The sequence below is a fragment of the Alicyclobacillus hesperidum genome (assembly GCF_900107035.1).
Classification (GTDB): domain Bacteria; phylum Bacillota; class Bacilli; order Alicyclobacillales; family Alicyclobacillaceae; genus Alicyclobacillus; species Alicyclobacillus hesperidum.
Genome location: NZ_FNOJ01000003.1, coordinates 50,386 through 71,991, shown reverse-complemented (window position 1 = coordinate 71,991; position 21,606 = coordinate 50,386). Strand labels below are relative to the sequence as shown.

Annotated in this window: 25 protein-coding genes; 20 read left to right on the top strand and 5 right to left on the bottom strand. The window is 53.8% G+C overall.

The window, feature by feature from the left end:
- Genes BLU70_RS02840 through BLU70_RS02815 form a run of 6 tightly spaced genes read left to right on the top strand, consistent with a single transcriptional unit; the run spans window position 1 to window position 5,198 of the window.
- On the top strand, window positions 1-1,278 hold the full coding sequence (locus tag BLU70_RS02840; RefSeq protein ID WP_074691790.1) for a SufB/SufD family protein: 1,278 nt from the start codon (window positions 1-3) through the stop codon (window positions 1,276-1,278).
- Complete coding sequence (locus BLU70_RS02835) at window positions 1,275-2,507, top strand: cysteine desulfurase (RefSeq protein WP_006447380.1); 1,233 nt, start codon at window positions 1,275-1,277, stop codon at window positions 2,505-2,507. The genes BLU70_RS02840 and BLU70_RS02835 overlap by 4 nt, the downstream gene beginning before the upstream one ends.
- Window positions 2,494-2,937: a Fe-S cluster assembly sulfur transfer protein SufU gene (gene sufU, locus BLU70_RS02830; protein ID WP_040289803.1), complete on the top strand. Its 444-nt coding sequence runs from the start codon at window positions 2,494-2,496 to the stop codon at window positions 2,935-2,937. Before BLU70_RS02835 ends, sufU begins: the two co-directional genes overlap by 14 nt.
- Window positions 2,938-2,995: 58 nt before the next feature.
- Complete coding sequence (gene sufB / locus BLU70_RS02825) at window positions 2,996-4,393, top strand: Fe-S cluster assembly protein SufB (protein ID WP_006447378.1); 1,398 nt, start codon at window positions 2,996-2,998, stop codon at window positions 4,391-4,393.
- Complete coding sequence (locus BLU70_RS02820; RefSeq protein WP_040289801.1) at window positions 4,393-4,704, top strand: non-heme iron oxygenase ferredoxin subunit; 312 nt, start codon at window positions 4,393-4,395, stop codon at window positions 4,702-4,704. Before sufB ends, BLU70_RS02820 begins: the two co-directional genes overlap by 1 nt.
- Window positions 4,705-4,763: 59 nt before the next feature.
- The gene (locus BLU70_RS02815) at window positions 4,764-5,198 is read left to right on the top strand and encodes an RrF2 family transcriptional regulator (RefSeq protein ID WP_040289800.1); all 435 of its coding nucleotides are present in this window, start codon (window positions 4,764-4,766) and stop codon (window positions 5,196-5,198) included.
- A gap of 33 nt (window positions 5,199-5,231) precedes the next feature.
- On the opposite strand, the gene BLU70_RS02810 is transcribed toward BLU70_RS02815, so the two are convergent.
- On the bottom strand, window positions 5,232-5,513 hold the full coding sequence (locus BLU70_RS02810; RefSeq protein ID WP_040289799.1) for a hypothetical protein: 282 nt from the start codon (window positions 5,511-5,513) through the stop codon (window positions 5,232-5,234).
- A 140-nt stretch (window positions 5,514-5,653) separates the two neighbouring features.
- Between BLU70_RS02810 and BLU70_RS02805 the strand changes: the two genes are divergently transcribed.
- From BLU70_RS02805 to BLU70_RS02760, 9 genes are all read left to right on the top strand, one after another.
- Window positions 5,654-6,193 (top strand): peroxiredoxin, encoded by a 540-nt coding sequence (locus tag BLU70_RS02805; protein WP_040289798.1) that lies wholly within the window; start codon window positions 5,654-5,656, stop codon window positions 6,191-6,193.
- A gap of 110 nt (window positions 6,194-6,303) precedes the next feature.
- Window positions 6,304-6,753: a redoxin family protein gene (locus BLU70_RS02800; RefSeq protein ID WP_143027470.1), complete on the top strand. Its 450-nt coding sequence runs from the start codon at window positions 6,304-6,306 to the stop codon at window positions 6,751-6,753.
- A 251-nt stretch (window positions 6,754-7,004) separates the two neighbouring features.
- Window positions 7,005-7,334, top strand: a complete 330-nt coding sequence (locus BLU70_RS02795; RefSeq protein ID WP_040289797.1) for a hypothetical protein — start codon at window positions 7,005-7,007, stop codon at window positions 7,332-7,334.
- Window positions 7,334-7,738, top strand: a complete 405-nt coding sequence (locus BLU70_RS02790; protein ID WP_074691787.1) for a hypothetical protein — start codon at window positions 7,334-7,336, stop codon at window positions 7,736-7,738. The genes BLU70_RS02795 and BLU70_RS02790 overlap by 1 nt, the downstream gene beginning before the upstream one ends.
- 34 nt (window positions 7,739-7,772) lie before the next feature.
- Entirely contained in the window at window positions 7,773-8,645 is an 873-nt protein-coding gene (locus tag BLU70_RS02785; RefSeq protein WP_006447371.1) for an inositol monophosphatase family protein, read from the top strand.
- Between the two features lie 23 nt (window positions 8,646-8,668).
- Window positions 8,669-10,198: a nicotinate phosphoribosyltransferase gene (locus BLU70_RS02780; RefSeq protein WP_074691785.1), complete on the top strand. Its 1,530-nt coding sequence runs from the start codon at window positions 8,669-8,671 to the stop codon at window positions 10,196-10,198.
- A 77-nt stretch (window positions 10,199-10,275) separates the two neighbouring features.
- Window positions 10,276-11,244 (top strand): 4-hydroxy-3-methylbut-2-enyl diphosphate reductase, encoded by a 969-nt coding sequence (locus BLU70_RS02775; protein ID WP_074691782.1) that lies wholly within the window; start codon window positions 10,276-10,278, stop codon window positions 11,242-11,244.
- Between the two features lie 485 nt (window positions 11,245-11,729).
- Complete coding sequence (locus tag BLU70_RS02765) at window positions 11,730-13,325, top strand: APC family permease (protein WP_040289794.1); 1,596 nt, start codon at window positions 11,730-11,732, stop codon at window positions 13,323-13,325.
- 79 nt (window positions 13,326-13,404) lie between these two features.
- On the top strand, window positions 13,405-14,511 hold the full coding sequence (locus tag BLU70_RS02760) for a M24 family metallopeptidase (RefSeq protein ID WP_244885095.1): 1,107 nt from the start codon (window positions 13,405-13,407) through the stop codon (window positions 14,509-14,511).
- Between the two features lie 27 nt (window positions 14,512-14,538).
- On the opposite strand, the gene BLU70_RS02755 is transcribed toward BLU70_RS02760, so the two are convergent.
- From BLU70_RS02755 to BLU70_RS02745, 3 genes are read right to left on the bottom strand one after another with little or no spacing between them, the layout of a single operon-like run.
- Complete coding sequence (locus BLU70_RS02755) at window positions 14,539-14,859, bottom strand: DUF1811 family protein (protein WP_074691776.1); 321 nt, start codon at window positions 14,857-14,859, stop codon at window positions 14,539-14,541.
- Between the two features lie 16 nt (window positions 14,860-14,875).
- On the bottom strand, window positions 14,876-15,328 hold the full coding sequence (locus tag BLU70_RS02750) for a sporulation membrane protein YtrI (RefSeq protein WP_074691773.1): 453 nt from the start codon (window positions 15,326-15,328) through the stop codon (window positions 14,876-14,878).
- The gene (locus tag BLU70_RS02745; protein ID WP_040289790.1) at window positions 15,325-15,660 is read right to left on the bottom strand and encodes a YtrH family sporulation protein; all 336 of its coding nucleotides are present in this window, start codon (window positions 15,658-15,660) and stop codon (window positions 15,325-15,327) included. Before BLU70_RS02745 ends, BLU70_RS02750 begins: the two co-directional genes overlap by 4 nt.
- Before the next feature lie 158 nt (window positions 15,661-15,818).
- Here BLU70_RS02745 and BLU70_RS02740 point away from each other — a divergent pair, with 158 nt between their 5' ends.
- The 3 genes from BLU70_RS02740 (at window position 15,819) to BLU70_RS02730 (ending at window position 19,736) form a co-directional block, all read left to right on the top strand.
- Window positions 15,819-16,031: a hypothetical protein gene (locus BLU70_RS02740; RefSeq protein WP_074691770.1), complete on the top strand. Its 213-nt coding sequence runs from the start codon at window positions 15,819-15,821 to the stop codon at window positions 16,029-16,031.
- A 109-nt stretch (window positions 16,032-16,140) separates the two neighbouring features.
- Complete coding sequence (locus tag BLU70_RS02735; protein WP_074691768.1) at window positions 16,141-19,032, top strand: DEAD/DEAH box helicase; 2,892 nt, start codon at window positions 16,141-16,143, stop codon at window positions 19,030-19,032.
- On the top strand, window positions 19,029-19,736 hold the full coding sequence (locus BLU70_RS02730; protein WP_074691765.1) for a hypothetical protein: 708 nt from the start codon (window positions 19,029-19,031) through the stop codon (window positions 19,734-19,736). The genes BLU70_RS02735 and BLU70_RS02730 overlap by 4 nt, the downstream gene beginning before the upstream one ends.
- Window positions 19,737-19,758: 22 nt before the next feature.
- Here BLU70_RS02730 and BLU70_RS02725 read toward each other — a convergent pair whose 3' ends face one another.
- On the bottom strand, window positions 19,759-19,959 hold the full coding sequence (locus tag BLU70_RS02725; RefSeq protein ID WP_074691762.1) for a hypothetical protein: 201 nt from the start codon (window positions 19,957-19,959) through the stop codon (window positions 19,759-19,761).
- 173 nt (window positions 19,960-20,132) lie between these two features.
- On the opposite strand from BLU70_RS02725, the gene BLU70_RS02720 reads away from it, so the two are divergent.
- Both BLU70_RS02720 and BLU70_RS02715 read left to right on the top strand, forming a co-directional pair.
- Complete coding sequence (locus tag BLU70_RS02720; RefSeq protein ID WP_074691759.1) at window positions 20,133-21,356, top strand: DNA polymerase Y subunit UmuC family protein; 1,224 nt, start codon at window positions 20,133-20,135, stop codon at window positions 21,354-21,356.
- Window positions 21,353-21,595 carry a hypothetical protein gene (locus BLU70_RS02715; protein WP_052012343.1) on the top strand — a complete coding sequence of 81 codons (243 nt, stop codon included), beginning with the start codon at window positions 21,353-21,355 and terminating at the stop codon, window positions 21,593-21,595. Before BLU70_RS02720 ends, BLU70_RS02715 begins: the two co-directional genes overlap by 4 nt.
- Window positions 21,596-21,606 lie beyond the last annotated feature (11 nt).

Below are 21,606 nucleotides of genomic sequence, written 5' to 3'. Positions count from 1 at the left end.
ATGAGCGAAGTCAATACGGCTGTCAGCCATGTTCACCGCGTCGCTCAAGCGTTGGGCGAACCTTCGTCGTTGCTGGCGCTAAGAGAAGCGGCTTGGCGGACATTTCAGGAACTGCCGCAGCCCTATGTTGAAAAAACAGACCTGCGCAAATTGACGTGGGAGACCGGGACATTCTCGGAGCAAGTCGGCAAAGTTCCCGCTGAAGTGCAAGCGTACATCGATCGTCTGCAACATTCGTATGCCCTGTTTGTCGATGGATTGCCCGTCGATCTTCGCTTGACTGAGGAAGCGAAGGCGGCAGGCGTAACCTATTGCACCATTCACGAGGCACCAGAAAAGGCGGAAGCACTGTGGAAGGCACATTTCGGGACCGTCGTGACGGCAAATGAAAACAAGTGGACGGCGCTGAATCAGGCGTTATTTGCTGGTGGCGTTTTCTTGTACGCCCCTAAAGGTACGCACATTGATGCGCCGTTTGAGACCGTTTATGTATGGACTGGTGGCGAATCCGGGGCTTATTCGCGCAGTCTCGTGGTTGCAGCAGAATTGGCCGATATTCAGTATGCGGAGACGGTATTTGCCGCAACGACTGGTGCAAAGGTGGTCAACAGCCATGTGCTGGAGATTGTAGCGCTGGCAGATAGTCGAGTACAGGTTTCTACGGCGGACGCATTCCATCGCGGGCCCACACACTTTGTAACCCGTCGTGCACGCGTTGGCAAGGATGCGCACGTCTTATGGACAGTCGCCGACACAAGCGACGGCCTCTGCGTGGAGTTGGTGGAAAACGAGTTGGCCGGGGCGGGGGCGAAAGGTCTCGCTCGCGTCGTTGGGCTTGGACATGGGCGTGCACACGTCGACTTGACGGCGAGCATGCGGCATGTGGGACGGCATACGGAGAGCGAGATCGTCATGCACGGCGCTTTGCGCGACAAGGCGAACACGATTTTCCGCAGCCGCACGGAAATCGTCAAGGGCGCTGTCGGTGCAGGCAGTGAACAGCATGATCGGATGATCATGATTGACGGTACAGCACGCGCGGACGCCATTCCGATGTTACTCATTGATGAAAACGACGTCCAGCGCTGCGGGCATGCTGCGAGCGTCGGCAAAATCGATCCGACACAGGTCTATTACCTGATGTCGCGTGGTATTCCCAAGTCCATCGCCGTGCAAATGATCATCTGGGGCTATCTGCACGATACGGTCGAGGCTCTCGCGAGCGACCCGATGCGGGAATTGGTTGTGGCGCGTATAGAAAGGGAGCTTAGCCGATGAACCCGCTTGCGATTCGGGAGGACTTCCCGATTTTTCAAGAGAAAATTAACGGCCATCCGCTGGTTTATCTGGATAATGCGGCGACTTCGCAAAAGCCGCGCCAGGTCCTTGATGTGCTCCGTCGTTATTACGAGAGCGAGAATTCGAACGTCCACCGGGGGGTACACACTCTTGGCACGCGAGCTACAGAGGCGTATGAAGGAGCCCGCGAGAAGGTCGCGCGCTTCATCAATGCTCCGTCGCCATACCAAGTCGTGTTCACCCGCGGGACTACAGAATCCATCAACATGGTGGCCCACGGCTACGCGCGTGCCCACCTGCAGCCTGGTGACGAAATTGTGCTGCCGCCGAGCGAGCACCACAGCAATTTGATCCCGTGGCAACAGGCGGCGCGTGCGACTGGCGCGACGCTTCGCTACTTGCCGTTACAGGAAGATGGAAGCATCCGTTTGGCTGATGTAGAGGCGGCCGTGACGGACCGAACGAAAGTCGTCGCAATTGCGCATGTGTCAAACGTTCTAGGAACGGTCAATCCGGTGCGTGAGATAGCTGCGATCGCGCATCGCCATGGCGCCGTGATCGTCGTCGATGGCGCGCAAAGCGTGCCGCATATGCCTACGGATGTACAGGATTTGGATTGCGACTTTCTGGCGTTTTCCGGCCACAAGATGCTGGGGCCGACAGGTATCGGCGTCCTTTATGGGAAACCGTCGTTGCTCGCGGAAATGGAGCCGACGTATTTTGGTGGAGAGATGATTGACATCGTCGAGCTACACGAGTCGACTTGGAAAGAGGCGCCGTGGAAGTTCGAAGGCGGCACTCCCATCATCGCAGGTGCCATCGGTCTGGGTGCCGCGATCGAGTACTTGAGCAACATCGGTATGGAGGAAATTGCGAAGCACGACGCGCACCTTGCTGATCTCACCGTTCAGCGTTTGGCGGAAATCGAGGGCGTCACGGTATACGGTCCAGGTCCAGGCAAACCCCGAGCGGGACTTGTAACATTTAATCTGGACGGTGTGCATCCGCATGACGTGGCGACAGTGCTGGATGCTGCAGGCGTTGCTGTTCGCGCCGGCCATCACTGCGCTCAGCCGTTGATGCGCATCTTACATGTTGGAGCTACAGCACGTGCGAGCTTTTATTTATATAACACAGAAGACGATGTCGATGCCTTTGTGGCAGCGTTGAAACAGGCGAAGGAGTTCTTTGGCCATGCAATTGGATGATTTGTATCGTCAGGTGATCATGGACCACTATCAGCATCCGCGCAACCAAGGCCAGCTTGCTGACGACGCGATCGCCGTCGATCTGCGCAACCCGAGCTGTGGTGATGAAATTCGCTTGCAGATGCTGGTGGAGGACGGCGTCGTGAAAGACGTGCGTTTTCGCGGCAGCGGATGCTCCATCTCGATGGCTTCCGCCTCAATGATGACGGATGCCATCAAAGGTAAGACGATTTCGGAAGCCTTGCATCTGGCTCATACGTTCCGCGGCATGATGAAGGGCGAACCGGCCGATCTCGATGAGTTGGGCGAATTAGAGTCGTTACAAGGTGTATCCAAGTTCCCGGCTCGAATCAAGTGCGCGACGCTCGCGTGGCAGGCGCTTGAAAGGGCGGCGGGATCAAGTGAAGTCGATGGCGAAGCCAAGGCATGATTCACACATGTTTGATTTCCCAAAATCTGCATTCGTGATGTAAAAGGAGGACGTCCAGATGGCGAAACCTTTGCCGGATATGGAAGAGTACCAGTATGGCTTCCGAGACAAGGACGTTTCGGTCGTTAAGTTTGAAAAGGGACTGACGCGCAAGACGGTCGAAGAGATTTCGATGATGAAAAACGAGCCGGGGTGGATGACGGATTTTCGCCTTCGCTCGCTCGAGATTTTCTTGGAAAAGGGTATGCCGAAATGGGGCGGAGACCTCAGTGAACTCGATTTTGACGACATTACCTACTACGTGAAACCGTCGGAGAAAAAAGGGAAGACGTGGGAAGAGGTTCCTGAGGAGATTAAAAATACGTTTGATCGACTGGGTATTCCCGAGGCCGAGCAGAAGTTCTTGGCCGGTGTCTCCGCACAGTACGAGTCTGAGGTCGTCTACCATTCGATGCGCGAAGACCTCGAAAAGATGGGCGTCTTGTTCACCGATACAGATACGGCGTTGCGCGAGTATCCCGAGATCTTCAAAGAGTATTTCGGGACGGTCGTGCCGCCGGAAGACAACAAGTTTGCCGCGTTGAATAGCGCTGTATGGAGCGGGGGCAGCTTCATCTATGTGCCGAAGGGCGTGCGTTGTGAAGTGCCGCTGCAGGCGTACTTCCGCATCAACTCGGAGAATATGGGTCAGTTCGAACGCACCTTGATCATTGCCGATGAAGACAGCTTTGTGCATTATGTCGAAGGTTGCACGGCACCTGTGTACAGCACCAACTCGTTGCACAGTGCCGTCGTCGAAATCATTGTCAAAGATCGCGGGCGTTGCCGCTATACGACGATTCAGAACTGGGCGCCAAATATTTACAACCTGGTCACCAAGCGCGCGGTTGCATACCGCGATGCGACGATGGAATGGGTCGACGGCAACATCGGGTCGAAGCTGACCATGAAGTATCCATCGGTGTATATGCAGGGTGAAGGTGCGAAGGCGATGGTACTGTCAATCGCGGTCGCTGGTCGTGGGCAGCATCAGGACGCAGGCGCAAAAGTGGTGCATAATGCGCCGAATACAACGTCCACCATCGTTTCCAAGTCCATCAGCAAGCATGGTGGTAAAACTACCTATCGCGGTCTTGCAAGCTTTTCGCCAAGCGCTGTGGGTGCCAAGGCCAATATCAAGTGTGATACGCTGATCCTGGATGACAATTCGACGTCGGATACAATTCCGTACAACGAGATTATGAACGACGACGTCACACTGGAACACGAAGCGTCTGTGTCGAAGGTGAGCGAGGAGCAGTTGTTCTATTTGATGAGCCGCGGTATTTCCGAGGAGGATGCAACTCGCATGATTGTGATGGGCTTCATCGAACCGTTCACACGTGAGTTGCCCATGGAGTACGCTGTCGAGATGAACCGTCTCATCAAGTTTGAAATGGAAGGTTCGATTGGTTAATGGCTTGGGTCAAGGCAGCAAAAGTGTCCGATCTCGCTGTCGGCGAGATGATGCAAGTTGCGTTTGACGACGAGGATGTCGCTTTGTACCACACGGAAGATGGATTTTTTGCGACGTCTGATGTGTGTACACACGCTGCACAATCGTTGTCTGCGGGCAAACTCGAAGGGCATATTGTCGCGTGTCCGCGACACGGTGGTAAGTTTGACGTTCGCACGGGACAGCCCACTGCTTTTCCGTGTGTGATTCCACTTGCAACATACGCGGTTGAGGTTCGAGGAGACGAGGTGTGGATTGACTACGAGGCCTAATGGCCTCCTGTCGATTCAGCGTCTATTCGCTCGGCCATGAATGAGATAGGGGAGATTCGGTGAAAATTTCGAGCAGAACCGAGTATGGTTTGCGCGCGATGGTGGCCTTGGCGATGATGGCTGGCGTCGATCGGCCTGTTCCCTTGCGGGCGGTTGCCGAATCCGAATCGATACCTGAACCATTTTTAGATCAAATCATGGCGAAGCTGCGCAGGGCAAATTTAGTCACCAGCGTGCGTGGGGCCAATGGTGGGTACCATTTAAGCCGTCCGGCGGATGAAATTTCCGTTGGGGAGTTGGTGCGCGTTTTAGAAGGTTCATTGGCGCCTGTCGCATGTGTCGGCGAGGCAGACAGCTCCGAGTCGGCTTGTGATTTATTTGTCGGTTGCCATGCGCGCAACGTTTGGGTAAGAGTGACAAATGCCATCACCCGGGCGCTTGACGCCCTGACATTGGCTGATGTTATGCACGACGAGGTGCCGCTTCATACTTGAGAAGCGGCACCTCGTCGCATATCATGTTCATCCTCAGTTGGTAAATCCGAGGTCCAGTTTGGGGAGCGATTGAATGTCTTCGACGGCTGTGTCTCGGGCGTGGCAAGCGTCCAAGTATTCGAGGTATACTCGCTTGATGGACGGGTGTTTGTGCAGGATGACCGGATCGACGAGCAAGTGGTGTTCATTTGCGTCGTATGAGATATGCAGGCTTGGATTGTAGCCGCAATCGCGCATTTCGTTGAGCAACGCCGCCAGTGCGTCTTTCACCCGAAAGTGGGCGTTTGACCACGAATCTGAGCGGTAAGTTTCCATAATATGAGTTGCTCCCTTCTTTGCTGTCTCCAGTTTGAAAGGCCATCTTACGCTTAGTATAATCAGCACGGAGGCCTTTCGCCAGTTTTTCCAGCGCGAGTCTCCTTTGTTTGGCGAATAAGCAAAAGGAGGTTTCTCGAATGCCATTGGTTGGTCGTCCAGCTCCTCATTTTGACATGCTTTCAACGAAAAACATGGAGACCCTTGCTGAACGCGTACAGTTGTCGGATTATCGTGGTAAGTGGCTCATTCTCTTTTTCTATCCTGGAGATTTTACGTTTGTCTGCCCCACGGAAGTCATGGCGTTTAACGAGCGCATCCAGGAATTTCATGATCTCGATGCTGAGGTGTTGGGTGTCAGTACGGACAGCGTACATAGTCATAAGGCTTGGATTCAATTGCCGCGGACACAGAATGGCCTTGGCGGTTTGAATTACCCTCTTGCTTCTGATTTTACAAAGCGCGTTTCGCGCAGTTATGAAGTACTTGACGAAGAGACAGGTACAGCGATGCGCGGTCTGTTCATTATCGATCCCGACGGCACCGTCATGTACCAAGTTCTCCACAACAACGACGTCGGGCGCAGCGTCGATGAGACATTGCGCGTGCTAGAGGCACTGCAGGCTGGTGGCATGTGTGCGGCTAACTGGAAACCCGGCGACAAGACGCTGTCCGTATAATGTGGTTCGGATCTACGGTGGGGAGTTCTGACGATGTCAGAACTTCCCTTTGCATATGTAATGATTGCGCAACAAACCGGCTGGATGCTTCAGGTTAGGAGGGATTCTGTATGCCGATGAGGTTAGGAACTGAAATGCCACAATTGGTGGGTGCCACGGAGTGGATCAACGGCGAGCCAAACATTGAACCGGGGAAGGTAGTTTTAGTTCATTTTTGGGCCGTTTCGTGCCACATTTGCCACGAAACCATGCCAGAAGTATTGCGATTGCGCGATGAATATGCAGATCACGGTCTATGCACCGTTGCGGTTCACATGCCACGAATGCAAGAGGACACGGAGATTTCGCGCGTACAAGCCGATATTGAACGATATCATATCACGCAACCGTGTGCCATTGACAACGAGCATAAGCTGGCGAATGCGTTTAGCAACGAGTACACGCCCGCCTTCTTTGTTTTTGGGAAAGATGGAACACTGACATTTCGAGCCGCAGGTGACAAGGGCTTTGCAAAGGTCGAACCGAAGGTCCGTGAAGCGCTTGGACTTGCCAGCTCTTGAGGACGTTCGGTTCGCCTTCGGTTGGGTTTCACGCGCTGCGTGGTATAAAGGTTTCCACCGCGACAACGACCACCGCGACAAAGAAGAGTACCCAAAAAAACCGACGCACTGACAATGCCTCCCAAGTGTTGCTGGTTGTTTTACAGCACAACTATCGGTATTGTAGCAAATCGGATGCACAAGTTCACGTGTATAAGCAGACGCCGGCACCATGCTTGTTGCCATGGGCCGGCATATAAGAGGTGGGGGCTGTGCGCACGTTCGATCCCCTGGATTGGGTGCACGCGTTTGACGATTACGAGATGTACATGTATCTTCGGCAGGATGGCAATGCGGCAGATGGGATTTACATGCAGATGTTGCAGAGGGAATTGGTTGATGGAGCCGAGATATGGTCTGTGCTTTATGATCGGCGTTTGACATCGGACATCAGTCAGGTAGGACTTGATCCTCAACATCCGGCTTACGAGGATGAGGTCTTACGCAATTACTTGGCGGCACATCCGACGGTTGTCGACGATGAGAAGGCGTATCTTGCCAAGTGGTTACAAGGTCATGGGAAGGCTGAAGGTGAGGCGTGATGGGGAAGCAGGGGCATAGGCGTAAGCAACAGAATGATTCGTTTGCGGACGATAAGCCCGCATACGCTGCGGATCGGATGGATGTAAAACCCAAACCCGAGTCCGCAAAACGCGGCGATGATGCCGAGTCGTTTTTGTTGCGCGATGCCATGAATGCCGATGTCGCGGCGCGCTTGGCGGCGTTAAAGAGCGCTTTGGTCGAAGAGGCACAGGCGCGTCCAGTGACACAGCAACAGCAAAAGAAGGAAAAAACTGATATGCGCCGGCCGGCCGCAGAACGGTTGGCGGAGAATCCAGACTTATCGTTCGCAGAACTGTTCGATCCGGCGGATGATGACGATGTTTCGTTTGAAGAGATGTTGGCCGATTCCAAGCTCGATTGGAGAAGCTTTAAAGACGAATAAAGTTCGCGATGTTGCAGAAGGGATTGTAACTTGGATGGCAGATGTGCCACAATCAACAACTCTCGGTACGGCGATGCGCGCGGCGCTGGCTGCCGGTGAACGGATGTCTGCACGTTACTTGACAGAGCTCGTTGTTGAGACGAAATCGTCTTTGGCAGACGTTGTGACAGATGTTGATCGCGCTTGTGAAGCGGCTATCCGCGATGAAATCCACAAATCCTTCCCGGGGCACGATGTACTGGGTGAGGAGGGAGTTGCACCGGGCCGCGAGGCGGCTGTAGCGGCGCTTGCCGCTTGCGCAGAGCATGAGCATTTATGGATTGTCGATCCACTCGATGGAACGACAAACTTTGTCCACGGGCTTCCGCTGTCGGTCGTGTCGATTGCGTACGCCGTTGGAGGACAGCTCGAGACGGGTGTCGTGTTCGACCCATACCGAGATGAGTTGTTTTTTGCCGTGCGCGGGGGTGGCGCACATGTATGTACAAAGTCCGACGCGCAAGCGTGGCTGACACAGCCTGACGCCAAACTTCCTGGACGGAAAATAGTGGTTTCCGGCGTCGGGGAACTTCGCCGGGCAGTCATGGCCACCGGCATGCCTGTTCGCCATGCGGATCGCAAGCGCGTGATGCAACTTGCGGCAGAGTTGATCAGCCGAGTCAAGAGCTTGCGCACGCTTGGCGCAGCAGCGTTGCATTTGGCGTACGTGGCCGCTGGCCGCATCGATATCTTCTGGGAGTTCGACCTAAACGCATGGGACATTGCGGCTGGGGCCTTGTTGGTGACTGAGGCGGGTGGGGTCATGCAAACGCTCGCCGGCGAGTCGTACACACTCGCGGCCCGGGATGTGGCGGCTGGGTCTGATGCAGCGGTGCTGCGCGAAGTGGCGCGCGTTATGCAGCAGTGAGAACTTGGAACACAGTACTGGAGATGAACGAAGTGTCAAATCAACGGGAGCGAGCACAGCAACGGGTTGAGGAGATTGCAGCTTTGCCTGTGTATCGCGATCGAAACCTGGCGTTATTGACTGATTTATACCAATTGACCATGATGTATGGCCACTTTAAGGCAGGCAGACACGAGCAGCGGGTTGTCTTTGATTTGTTTTATCGTAAAAATCCATGTGGCAACGGCTATGTCATTGCTGCGGGCTTGGAACAGGTTGTTTGGTACCTGCATCAGTTGCAGTTCTCCGTGGACGATCTCGCCTATCTGCGCTCGCTCGACATGTTTTCCGAGGACTTTCTTGAGTATTTGCGAGATTTTCGCTTTCGCGGGGACGTGTATGCTGTGCCCGAGGGCACGGTCGTCTTTCCCAACGAACCACTGCTGCGCATTGAGGGCGCGATTGCGGAGGTGCAATTGATCGAATCCGCGCTACTGGCGTTTATTAACCACCAGAGTTTGATTGCCACAAAATCGCGGCGTATTGTCGAGGCCGCGCAGACGAATGTCAAACATCCTGGTAGCGCCGTGATCGAAATGGGCTTAAGGAGGGCGCAGAACGCGGATGCAGCCGTGTTCGGAACGCGCGCAGCATTTATTGGTGGCTGCGTAGCCACGAGTAATGTCTTGGCGGCTAAGTCATATGACATCCCGGTAGCGGGTACACAAGGGCACAGCTGGATACAGAGTTTCCCGACCGAATTAGAGGCGTTTGAGGCCTATCGTGCAGCGTTTCCGGAGAACACAGTGCTACTCGTCGACACATATGACGTATTGCGCAGTGGAGTGCCTAATGCCATCCGCGTTGGTCTGGCGATGAAAGAAGCCGGGCAATCGCTAAAGGGCATTCGCATCGACAGTGGCGATCTCGCGTATTTGTCAAAGCGTTCCCGCCAGATGTTGAATGCCGCAGGCCTTGCGGATGTTCAAATTATTGCCTCCTCTGATCTCGACGAATATACGATTCGCGACCTTCTCACGCAAGGCGCCGAAATTGATTCCTTTGGTGTTGGTACGCGGCTTATTACAAGTACGGATTGTCCCGCTTTAGGGTGCGTGTACAAGCTCGTTGCGCAGCAGTTTGGGGATCGACTGGAGCCACGCATTAAAATCTCGGAGAATCCGAACAAGGTTACAAATCCGGGGAAGAAGAAGGTGCTTCGCTTGTATGTCGATGGCGCCGCGGTGGCCGATTTGATTGCACTGGCTGACGAACAGTACGACCCGTCAGAGCCGTTGGAGTTGTTCCATCCCATCCACACTTACAAGCGCAAAGTGGTACAAAACTACGAGATCGAAGAACTGCTCGTTCCCGTGTTTATCGGCGGCGATTTGGTCTATGAATTGCCGTCTCTACGTTCGATTCAGGCTCGCGTCGAACATCAGCTTAGCGCATTTTCATCGGAAATTCGGCGCCATTTAAATCCGCATGAGTACCATGTCGATCTCTCACAACCACTGTGGGATTTGAAACAAAGGTTGTTGCACCAGTGGCGCCGTTCAGCGCAGAGCTGACAGCATGGCATTGTCGGCAGTGCCACTGTGTGAGTCCACTTTGGTGTATGATAAAGTCAGCAAAGGAGGGCATGACGATGGAGGTCCTCAAAATCACACCGCGCGGGTATTGTTACGGCGTGGTAGATGCTATGGTGATTGCGAAACGAGCCGCAGAAGACAAGCGGCTTCCTCGGCCTATTTATATTTTAGGCATGATTGTGCATAACCAGCACGTGGTCGATGCGTTTGCACGTGAAGGCGTGATTACGGTCGATGGCGAGGATCGGCTACAGCTGCTTGAAAAGGTCGATTCTGGTACAGTGATTTTTACGGCACATGGTGTATCGCCGGAGGTTAAGCGACGTGCACAGGAAAAAGGTCTGCGCGTGATCGACGCGACGTGTCCGGATGTCAATCGCACGCACGAGTTGATCCGCGAAAAGACGGCGCTTGGATATGAGATCGTATACATCGGTCGGCGCGGCCATCCTGAACCCGAGGGAGCCATGGGGGTTGCACCAGGCCATGTTCATTTAGTCGAAAGTTCGGCAGATGTCGATGGCTTACACCTTGCGACTGACAAGATTGTCGTGACCAATCAGACGACGATGAGCCAGTGGGATACGCGTGAACTGACGGAACTGGTCGTACAGAAGTACCCAACAGCGGAGGTCCATAACGAGATCTGCCTGGCGACGCAAACCCGGCAGCAAGCTGTGGCAGAACAGGCTGGGTCGGCGGACGTCTGTATCGTCGTCGGCGATCCACGCAGCAATAACTCCAATCGGCTGGCGCAAGTGGCCGAGGAGATTGCTGGGGTCAAGGCGTATCGTGTAGCCGATGTCACGGAAATTCGCCCAGATTGGCTTCTGCAGGCGAAAAGGGTGGCTGTCACCTCGGGTGCAAGCACACCGACGGCTGTGACGAAGGAGGTCGTCGACTTTTTGGAACGATTTGATCCCGCAGATGAGTCGACGCATACACCGGTTCGCACGTTGCGACCGGATAAAATCCTGCCTACGCTACGCAGCACGGCGACACACGGGACCGGCGGGCGATCTTGATCCATGAACGCCACATATATCGTAGGGGCAGCTTTAGGTATCTTGGCGATTGCGCTTTTTGTGTGGCGCTCGCGCGTCACACGCGGACATAAAGGGCGCGGCTGGCTGACAAGCGCCGCAGTTTTTGTGTGGTTTATCTGGATTGCCTATTGTGGATTTCTTATAGGATACAATGCTGGCAATCAAGGGTTTAGTGTTCTCTCTTTATTGCATATTTCTAGATGAGAGATAGCAAGAACGGATGTTTGGGTTCTGTAAAAGCAAGCTTTGGCAATGGGGTTTGAAAATTTGTTTGCGCAGGTTGGTTTCGAGACCTGCGAATTTGTTATCTACAATTTGCGGTATTTTGTGCCGATTCGAGAAAAACCGAAAAATTTTTTGTAGTCCACGTAACAGAATTGTTCGAAATGTTACTGCGCGATGATATAATAGGCCAAAGGGTTTGACGCCCTTGGAAGATATCTTGACATGTAAGGGGAGCGTATATGGATCAAGGTAAATTTAAACGAAGGCTCAGTCTTCTAGACCTATCCTTATTAGGTATAGGGTCAATGGTTGGATCTGGGTGGCTCTTTGCATCGCAAAAGGCGGCAGGGTTTGCGGGCGGCGACGCTTGGATGGCTTGGATTTTTGGTGCCATCGCCGTCTTGTTGATTGGTCTCGTCTATGGTGAGCTGGCGGCTGCCATTCCGCGCGCAGGAGGCTTTGTTCGCTATCCCGACTACACGCATGGATCGCTTGTAGGTTTTCTCATTGGCTTTGCTTCCATGATGGCTTATTCATCCGTCGCTGGCGTTGAGGCAGAGGCCGTACGTGGGTATATGTCCAGTTATATACCAGGTCTTGAAGATGCCGCGCAAAACGTGACGGCCTGGGGTTATCTACTGCAAATCGCACTTTTGGTTATCTTCTTTCTTATCAACTATTGGAGTGTTAATGTATTCGGAAAAATCAATACTATCGTTACACTCTTAAAGTTTATTGTTCCATTGTTGACCATCATTTTGTTGCTTGTGCACTTTCATCCCCATAATTTTGCGGTTGGTGGAGCTTCTCCCGGTGGTGTGCACGGTGCGATGCAGGCTTTAACAGCCGGGGGACTGGTCTTTGCGTTCCTTGGGTTCCGACAAGCGGTCGATTTTGGCGCGGAAGCTCGCAATCCACAGCGCGATATCCCGCGTGCCATCATCATTGCCGTGATCGGTGCCTCTGCGATTTACATTTTGCTGCAGATTTCATTTATCGGGGCTGTACCCGCGAGCCACTTGACACAGGGGTGGGGCGGTGTCGATTTTAAATCGCCGTTTGCTAATCTCTTAGAAACGCTAGGGCTTGGTTGGGCGGCGGTCATCATTTATGCAGACGCAATTCTATCGCCATCGGGAACTGGCAACATCTATTTGTCAGGCACGGCTCGCACGCTGTTCGCTTGGGCGAAAAACGGATACTTCTATTCTGTGATTGGTAAAGTCGATGCTCGCACCGGTATTCCTCGCGGCGGTCTCTGGATGACCTTGATCCTATCGATTATCTGGACGCTTCCATTTCGCTTCAGCGCATGGAGCGGTTTGGTTGACGCGGTTACGTCAGCGACCGTCATGACGTATATGATTGGCCCTGTCTCGGTAACCGCATTGCGCAAAACCTTTCCAGATCTCGTGCGTCCCTACCGTTTGAAGGGTGTCCACATTATTGCACCCCTCGCATTTTTGGCCGCGTCATGGATCATCTATTGGGCAGGATGGCAGACTGATTCATTGCTCATTGGTTTCACGTTGGCATCGCTCATTTTGTACTTTGCGTTTATGGATCGCGATGCACAGACGCGCAGCCAATTGCGATCCGACTGGAAAAATGGGCTTTGGCTCATTGTTTACTATGTGTTTATTGGTGTCATGTCGCTTTTGGGAAGTTTCACAAATACGAAGGTTTACCCTATCGTGATTCCTGCCCCATGGGATACGATTGTTGTCGGTGTTGGGAGCTTAATTTTCTATTACTGGGGTGTGGCAAGTGCGTTGCGCGTGCCGCGTATCACGGATGCCGATGAGGCAGAAGAGTCGACGCTTGGCAACTTCTGAGTTACCATAGGAATACGGCAAAAGGGATGCCCTTTGTGGCGTCCCTTTTCTTGTTGAAAGCAGTTTGGAGGTTCGGTGCATGGACATGGATCTCGTGTGCGTAGAGCGTCGACGGAAGCTTGCTGAAGGCCTGAGGCGCAGCGACATGGAAGCGGTTGTACTTTCTCATCCTGCAAACTTCTATTACTTTACAGGAGTGTGGTTGGAAAGCGGAGAGAGGTTATCGGCTCTCGCTGTGTTTGCGGATGGTCGTTGTTTTGCACTGGTACATGAAATGTTTGCTGATCCGGCTGCGGTCATGGGCGTGCCTGTGCTCACGTGGCGGGATGGGGAAGACCCATATGTGTTGCTTACCTCGTTGATGGCCGACGCACACCGTACGATTGGCGTCGATGGAACGTTGCCAGCAAGACATTTGCTTTCGTGGATGCGCGTGTCGCAAGGGCTTGCGTTCCATTTAGGAGACGCGATGGTGGAAAAGTTACGCGTCAACAAAGACGTTACGGAACTCGATCTTTTGCGCACTGCTTCTAGGCAAGCGGATGATGTGGTGGGTGCCGTGAAACAACACATTCGGCCTGGTGTGAGTGAGCGTGATATAGCAAGGACGCTCGAATCACTCTGGCAGTCCGTTGGTGCAGAGGGCATGTCGTTTCCAGCCATTGTTGCAACAGGTGCACATGCCGCTGAGCCTCACCATGAGCCGGGTCTTGCCGCGATCGAACGTGGGCATGCTGTCATTGTCGATACAGGCGGCATATATCGTCGCTACTGTAGTGATATCACGCGTACGTTTATTCTCGGTGAACCATCGTCGCTACTGAAGGAAGTTTATGAGTGTGTCTTGGCCGCAAACCTGGCGGGCATTGCAGCAGTGAAACCTGGCGTGACTCTTGGGGAAGTTGACCATGTTGTACGCAGCGAGATCGAGCGTGCAGGATATGGATCATATTTCACGCATCGAACAGGACATGGAGTGGGACTCGACATTCATGAAGCGCCATTTGTCGTCGGTGGTAATGATCAGGTACTCGAGCCGGGCATGGTGATGAGCATCGAACCGGGCATTTATTTGCCCGGGCAATTTGGCGTTCGGATTGAAGATTTGGTAGCGGTGACCGAAACAGGTGTGGAAGTGCTGAATCAGGCGCCCAAAGCACTTGGTGATGTCGTCATTGAACTGTGAGGGGCAAGCTCGCTTGGCGAATGCGGGTTATGCGCCGTCTTCATCGTGCAATTCGAGTTGCGCGATGGGGACGGCGGCTGTCTCTCCAGTCATTTGCCAGACACCCCAGGCCATGACACCTTCGATGGCTGTTACCGTGAGGCGATCATATTCCTCCGCGATACGGTAAGTTCGACCGATTTCGATCTCAATCTCGTCTCGAATCTCATAACTTTTAGCTAAATACCACTTGGTCATGTAGACTTCGTACTCTGTCCAATTTTGTGCGTCGTAGGCCCGTTGCCCCTTTTGCTGTAGTTCCTTCATCTCAGCTCGCAATTGTTCCTTGGTCATGTCGCTATAGAGCATGGTTGAATTCCGCCTTTCACAGGTCAGCCTGAAGTTGTCCACGGACATTCAGGTGCAATGTGTCATTCGTCATTATAACGACTGTGACGTGAAGGCGGTAGCGCCGCTTGTCGAGTGTGATAGTTTGAACATCGACGATGGCAGAAGGCATGTAAGGGTGATCTACTAATATTTGCATTGATTTCCCGATTAGGAAAGAAAGGCTTTGCAGAACTTGTCGTTTGATCGCCGTCTGTAAAAGAATATCTGTGCCCTGAGGGCAGTCAATTTGAATTTTGCGCAACGTATAGCGAGATGGATCGGTACGTTCTGCAATCAAAAATTGATTTTCATTTTCCAGTTGGTCATTGGCTTGGCGAAGCGCTTTGACTTCGACGTGCATGTGATGCAAATCGCGGTTAGTATAGGCCATAGCGGATGCCATGCCGGCGAGTGCGCCGATCGCGAGCGCTGCAAGTATGCGTTTCACGGTTGCTCACGCCCCGCTGTGAGCCAATGAATGAACATGTATCCCACGTGACAACCAAGAAAGGCCGCGACCAAATAGATGAATTGGCGCACCATAGGCCCTGGATGAAGGCCAAACACACCGCGGTCGATCACGCGCAACACGTCCATCGATCCTCCTAATGCCGCGACAATCGCCCATACCTTCAGATCAGAGGCAAGCGTGCTCATCGTCGTATTCGGATCGTGATGCGTCAAAAGTGCGGCAACGCCTCCGAGAAGCGAGCCCCCAATAACGAGCCCCATCGATACGAAAAAATCCAGAAGACAGTTGGCGGCAATACTGTTGAACAACGCGATCCCTCCTTGCGGCGAGTTGGTTTTTGCGCATGTCCAACGGCCTATTTCAATGTACGGATGGCCGGCGACCGATATGCTGGGCATCGATTGGGGAACCTTTGTAACGGATCCGCTATTGGCGGAGCTGAGTTCGCCCTTGAGGAGGCATTGTAATGACCGATTCACAAGAGCAAAAAAAGACGTTGGGTGTTCACCCGCGCCCCATCTACAATTCGGTGCAGTCTGAGCGCGGGCCGGACGACGTATTGGAAGAGGCAGAAAACGTCTCTCCGCATCGTATGGGGCCGTCGGTTCCTGGAGATGACGCGACGCTTGTTGCGAGCGACAACCCAGATGACTTCGACTTCGAAGGCGACCATGTGTAATTGTGCTTTCAGGGTAGCGTGGTCGCCCTGTGATGCGCTGTTTTCGCCATCCTCCGGCAGGTGTTATGATGGTGGAACAGGGTTTTGAAGTCTGGGAAGCGGTGAGAAGATGCAGGGTGAAGGCGTCAATGCGAAACTCGGGCTTCCGGCGGCGGTAGAGGTTGCCCTTGCCGGTGGCACATCGGGTGAGAGCCCCGCAGACCGTTGGTTGATCGCTGTACGCGAGTTGGCTTCACACATTGTTGGTTCGGGCGACGTGTTGGCGATTGCAGTGCCTGTCGAAAACGGGCCGGCGGCAAATGTGCGCCTTTTGCGCCAGTGGGCGCTCGCCGCGGCCGATGTGATGGTGGCCGCGGGCGATGGAACATTTGTGGCCAAGTGGGCACCGGCTTGGTCGCTGGAGCCGCTCTTAGCGGCGCGCTTTCGCCTTTTATCGGTGGCGGAGACCGAGCCGAAGATATGCAATATGTTCAGCGAAATAGATGAGATCGATTGGCTGTTTGTCGAGCTTGTGGATGCCATTGCCCGTACCCGCCTTGAGCGGGTCGAGGATTCGGCGGCGGCGCCTGATCGACCCTATCGGGTGATGTATCGAGGCGAGTCAGAGGTCATGGCGGCTTGGCTTCGAGCGCTGATTGCGAAGGAATCGACGTTTGTCGCAGACGGCTGGCTTGTCGCGAAGACTGTGCGTGGCGGGCTTGCACAGTCGGGGTGGGCGGCGATGGAATGGGCGGATCGCAGCGGTAGGCCGTTTTATGAAGTGGCCTTTGCGCTGCAAGCGCCGCCGCCTGACACCCCGACTGCCGATTGGGTATTGGAGTTTTGCGTGCGCCACCGATTTTCCGGGAAGCTTGTACCGCTGTCAGATTGGTGGCGACAGACGGCGCGCAGATGGCGGATTGAAGGCGACGTATTAGTGGCTCCGGATGCGTGGATTCTGCCAAAACTGCGGGAGGCTGCGCGTCACTGTCCGCAGATTGCAGACGCTTTAGGACGCCCGGCGCCCTCGTATGTCGAGATTCCTGTCGATGACGTCTATCCACTACTTGTTCAGTCTATCCCGTCGCTTGTGGCGGCAGGTTTTTATGTCGAGACGCCAAAGGTGGAACAGGCAGGAGATATTCGCGTACGTGTCCTGGTTCGGCAGGCGCGTGGTGGACGTGACAAGCGAGCCGTTGCATCGGCTGGCCAGCAGTGGCTCGATGCGCAGCAATTGGTGGACTTTGATTGGTCAATCGTCGTCCAGGATCGCGAGTTGTCGCAACAAGATTTTGCACAGATGGTCGCTGAACAGACGCCGTTCATCCGCGTCGAAGGATCGTGGCGGTTGGTGCCAATTGCGGATATTTTGCGGGAATTGGAGAGGCTCGGTCTGCGGTCGGACCATAAGGCGACCGTCCTTGATTTGTCGCGTACCATTGCGCTCGCGCAGGAATCGCAGGATCTTGCGCTTGATGTCGAATTCGCGACAGAGGCAGCTGAGGTCAAGCGTGTGGTTGACGTGTTTACGCATGCCCTGCACGTCCCTGCGGTCGAACCGCCGTATGGACTGCGTGGGCAATTGCGTCACTATCAGGCGCATGGGTTTTCCTGGTTGATGCATTTGCGCGAGATCGGCTGTGGTGCCTGCTTGGCGGATGACATGGGCTTGGGTAAAACGGTACAGCTGCTTGCATATCTACTCAAGCTCAAGGAGGAAAAAGCGGCACAAGGCGTGCATTTGTTAGTGTGTCCTACTTCGCTTCTGGCCAATTGGCGCGCCGAGTTGGAACGATTCACACCCGGTTTACGGGTATATGTGCATCATGGCGCACTGCGCGATTTGGATGCGGCTTTAGCGGCCGGCAAGGTCGATGTGGTCATGACGACCTATGCGACCTTGGTGCGCGATCTTGACTCATTTTTGACTCGGTTGTTTGACGTGATCGCAATCGACGAGGCACAGAACATCAAAAATGCGGGTACCAAGCAGGCGCAGGCCTTGCGAATGCTTAAAGGGCGGCATAAAGTCGCGCTGACAGGTACGCCAGTGGAAAATCGGCTGGAAGAACTGTGGGCCTTGATGGATTTTTTAAATCCAGGTTATCTAGGAACTTTGGCTTGGTTCCGCCGAACGTTTGCCGATCTCGCTTCTGGTGACAAGGACAGCGCGTCCGATATTGCACGCCTGCAGGCTTTGTTGCGTCCTGTTTTGTTGCGGCGGCGAAAGACCGATCCAGATATTCAAACCGAATTGCCCGAGAAATGGGAAGTCGACGAACGTGCGTACTTGACGGCCGAGCAAGCGGCTATGTATCAAGCGTTTGTCGATCAGCTATTCACCGGGATCGGTGCGGGGGCTAAGGCCATGTCGCGACGCGGTATGATCCTTTCGACATTGGTGCGGTTGAAGCAGGTATGTGATCATCCCTGTCTCATCTCCGGTGGAGCACCTTCGTTGCGGCGTAGCGGAAAACTGAGACAGCTTATGGATCTGTTGCGGATTGTCGTTGAAGATGGCGAATGTGCCTTGGTTTTTACGCAGTTTCGCGATATGGGCGAGATTTTGTGCGACACGATGGAAGCGGAGTTTGGCGTGCGCCCGCAGTTTTTGCATGGGGGGTTAACTGCCCGCAGCCGTGGCGAAATCGTCGAATCGTTTCAAAATGGGCGCGATCCGTCGCCGATTTTGGTTCTATCGTTGCGCGCCGGCGGCGTCGGTCTCAATTTGACGCGGGCCAATCACGTATTTCATTACGATCGCTGGTGGAATCCTGCAGTCGAGGATCAGGCTACTGACAGGGCATATCGGATCGGCCAGACCAAAGACGTTCAGGTGCACAAAATGATCTGTGCAGGCACGTTGGAAGAGCGGATCGATCAGATGATTTTGAGTAAACGCGAGCTGTCAGAAGCAATTGTCTCGTCATCGCAGGAGTGGGTGACTGAACTGGACGACGATTCGTTGCGCGAGTTGTTTGCATTGACACCGCAGACCGTCTTTGAGGAGGACGATGTGTGAAAAAAAGCGTGTTAGAGCCGTTTTGGCGCCCAGTGTGGAATGCGGTGGACAAGGCGCGCGTGCGCAAGGCAAGGCAGGAGGCTAAAGCCGGTGCTGTCGTCCACGTCGAGTTGGTACGCGGCGAAATTTGGGCTCAAGTGCGCGCCAGTGGCCCGCGGCGCAGTTGCCAGGTGGCACTGCCGCTTTTGGCTCATTATGAGGAACATATTGAGGCTGTTGCGAAATGGCTGGCCATGCGGCCTGACTGGATGGCCGCCCACTTTGCCGGGGAGTGGGATCCAGAATATGTGGCGTTTCTCAAGTCGAATCGACTCGATGTACTGCCTGATGATTCCGTTGTGGATAAGTTGCGGTGGGGTGCCAAGTGCACGTGTGATGATTCCGATCCGCTGTGTGTACATGTCCTGACAGCTTTGCTTCATCTCATTTGGGAGGCAGACGAACATCCCTTGCGGGTATTTCGATTTGTTGGGCTGGACGAAGAGCTGTTGCTCGACGCCGCTCATGGCTGGACGGCCCGTTGGGTTCGCAGTACGAAAGCAGATTCGCGCGGGGCGGGGGCTACGGATCCAACTACGGATCCAATTGAACAAGTGACGGACGCGGTGAGTGCGTGGAATGTTGCCATTTGGTTGAAGGGAGCCGGCACAAATCCGGTGGGGCGACTCGTGCCGCATTTTCGAACTGGTGACAGGATGGAGTAGGCAGATTGTCGACATGTGGCAGCTACTGTGCCTGCGCCTGATTGGAAGGCATCGACTGTTCGGTTGTGTCTTTAGCATTCGTCCATATTTCCCTGGGCGATTCAGGCGCATGTTGTACCTCGTCACTTTGCGTCTGTTCGCTGTTCGTGGTGACGACTTGGCGCGACAACAATCCTATTAGAAATGCGAATAAAACGAATGTCATGACGAAACCGATCCCCATGTCAGCCATCCTCCCTGGTCGCCGTTTCAGGCGGACATCTACAAACGATTAGACGATCATAAAGACATTTTTGTTGCAAAATGATATTCCTTCATTTGGAGCGAACGTGTGTTTGTATATCTTGTTGCCTTTGCATATAATCTAACCAGAACATATGTTCTGGTGGTGAGGCCGTGAAATTTACGCTCTACGGTGAAGGACAAGGGCTTTCGGTCGATTTGGATAGGCCGTTTGTGACGGTTGCCCAAAATCGTGTTGCGGATGTATCGATTTCAGCTAAAAAAGCAGGCGTGCAAGTCGGATGTTCTGTGGCGCAGGCGAAGGCACTGATACCAGGCGTACATGTGGTTGAGTCAGTTGGCGAATCACGAGCGCTGACATCCGTTTACCAAGTGCTTTGGGACGCTTCGCCATTTGTCAAAACACTCCCTCAGCAATTCGCATTTTTTGTCCAATTGCCGTCCGGGCATCCACCGCTTACCGAAGTTCGCTCCATCTGCCGGCGGTTTGACGACGTGTTGAGCTGTGAGCAGCGAGTGCGAGTTGGCTTGGCAGAGCATCCGTTTGCCGCAGAGGCATTGGTGTGCTGGAGCCGAATTGAACGTGTACCCAACGCTTTGTACTACCGAGTTGGTCGTCAGCAGCTTTTGATTTCACCAGCGATTGCACGAATGTTAGAGGGAAGTGAACCTATCTTCGACTGGACGCGCGGTTTGCCGATTGCCGTTGTCTCGGCAATTCCAGAGCCCTGTCGCAACGAACTTATCCATCTTGGTGTGCATCGTTTGCAGGATTTGGATGAGATTGCGGATGAAATGCTCGTTTCTCGCTTTGGCACAGAGGCACTATCTTGGCGTCGGATCGGCAAAAGGATTCGTTATGGCCTGATTGTTGCCGATGCACCACCTGGTGAGCACTTGGCGATATGGCGCTCTCCACTTGGCGAACCGATGCCCGAAAGCGGCTGGGACAGCGTTTTAGAATTGCTTGCTGCACAGCTTTGTCAAAGGGTCGTTCATTCTGATTCAGGCATCAGGCGGATTGCGCTTCGGTGGCAGACGGATGCAGGGAGTGGGGAGTGGGTGAAAACGTTCAAACGGCCTGTATATCAGGCGCATACTGTCGTGGAACAGTTACAGGGCTGGCGTGATCATGCCTTAGGGTGTTGGCTTGAGGAGATGGAACTCGAAGCCGTCGATGTACAGTTGTTGCCGACGGTACAGTCAGGATTTTTGCTGTTTGGTGAGGGAGACGAACCTGCACGCGTCGCTGCAAAAGCCAAGTTGCAATCCGTGCGAGAGCAATTGGTTCACAAATTCCAGAAAATTCAAATCGGTTTGGTTCCGGACTTTCGTGAGCTTCGTTTGGCTGCTGTATTGCGGGGAATGCCTGGGTGAGTCGAATTGTCCGCAGACCCATCGCAGTCTCTCGCTGGTGCGACGGGGAGCCACTTGCGTTTCAGGATCAAGAGGTTGTGCGCGTGATTGTCGACGTGATCGATCGATGGTTTGAGATGGGGTGTTGGTGGCTGGGTGAGGGTGAGCGAAAAATGATGCGCGTTTGGACGGAGGATGGAGGCTTAATGGATTTAGAAGAAGATGCGGGACAGTGGTTTATCTACAAAGTGTGGGATTAAAGAAGGTAGGT

Excerpts from the sequence above, each read along its gene's own strand:
- BLU70_RS02840 (WP_074691790.1), top strand. The coding sequence starts at position 1 with ATGAGCGAAGTCAATACGGCTGTCAGCCATGTTCACCGCGTCGCTCAA.
- BLU70_RS02835 (WP_006447380.1), top strand. The coding sequence starts at position 1,275 with ATGAACCCGCTTGCGATTCGGGAGGACTTCCCGATTTTTCAAGAGAAA.
- sufU (WP_040289803.1), top strand. The coding sequence starts at position 2,494 with ATGCAATTGGATGATTTGTATCGTCAGGTGATCATGGACCACTATCAG.
- sufB (WP_006447378.1), top strand. The coding sequence starts at position 2,996 with ATGGCGAAACCTTTGCCGGATATGGAAGAGTACCAGTATGGCTTCCGA.
- BLU70_RS02820 (WP_040289801.1), top strand. The coding sequence starts at position 4,393 with ATGGCTTGGGTCAAGGCAGCAAAAGTGTCCGATCTCGCTGTCGGCGAG.
- BLU70_RS02810 (WP_040289799.1), bottom strand. The coding sequence starts at position 5,513 with ATGGAAACTTACCGCTCAGATTCGTGGTCAAACGCCCACTTTCGGGTG.
- BLU70_RS02805 (WP_040289798.1), top strand. The coding sequence starts at position 5,654 with ATGCCATTGGTTGGTCGTCCAGCTCCTCATTTTGACATGCTTTCAACG.
- BLU70_RS02800 (WP_143027470.1), top strand. The coding sequence starts at position 6,304 with ATGCCGATGAGGTTAGGAACTGAAATGCCACAATTGGTGGGTGCCACG.
- BLU70_RS02790 (WP_074691787.1), top strand. The coding sequence starts at position 7,334 with ATGGGGAAGCAGGGGCATAGGCGTAAGCAACAGAATGATTCGTTTGCG.
- BLU70_RS02785 (WP_006447371.1), top strand. The coding sequence starts at position 7,773 with ATGGCAGATGTGCCACAATCAACAACTCTCGGTACGGCGATGCGCGCG.
- BLU70_RS02780 (WP_074691785.1), top strand. The coding sequence starts at position 8,669 with ATGAACGAAGTGTCAAATCAACGGGAGCGAGCACAGCAACGGGTTGAG.
- BLU70_RS02775 (WP_074691782.1), top strand. The coding sequence starts at position 10,276 with ATGGAGGTCCTCAAAATCACACCGCGCGGGTATTGTTACGGCGTGGTA.
- BLU70_RS02765 (WP_040289794.1), top strand. The coding sequence starts at position 11,730 with ATGGATCAAGGTAAATTTAAACGAAGGCTCAGTCTTCTAGACCTATCC.
- BLU70_RS02760 (WP_244885095.1), top strand. The coding sequence starts at position 13,405 with ATGGACATGGATCTCGTGTGCGTAGAGCGTCGACGGAAGCTTGCTGAA.
- BLU70_RS02755 (WP_074691776.1), bottom strand. The coding sequence starts at position 14,859 with ATGCTCTATAGCGACATGACCAAGGAACAATTGCGAGCTGAGATGAAG.
- BLU70_RS02740 (WP_074691770.1), top strand. The coding sequence starts at position 15,819 with ATGACCGATTCACAAGAGCAAAAAAAGACGTTGGGTGTTCACCCGCGC.
- BLU70_RS02735 (WP_074691768.1), top strand. The coding sequence starts at position 16,141 with ATGCAGGGTGAAGGCGTCAATGCGAAACTCGGGCTTCCGGCGGCGGTA.
- BLU70_RS02725 (WP_074691762.1), bottom strand. The coding sequence starts at position 19,959 with ATGGGGATCGGTTTCGTCATGACATTCGTTTTATTCGCATTTCTAATA.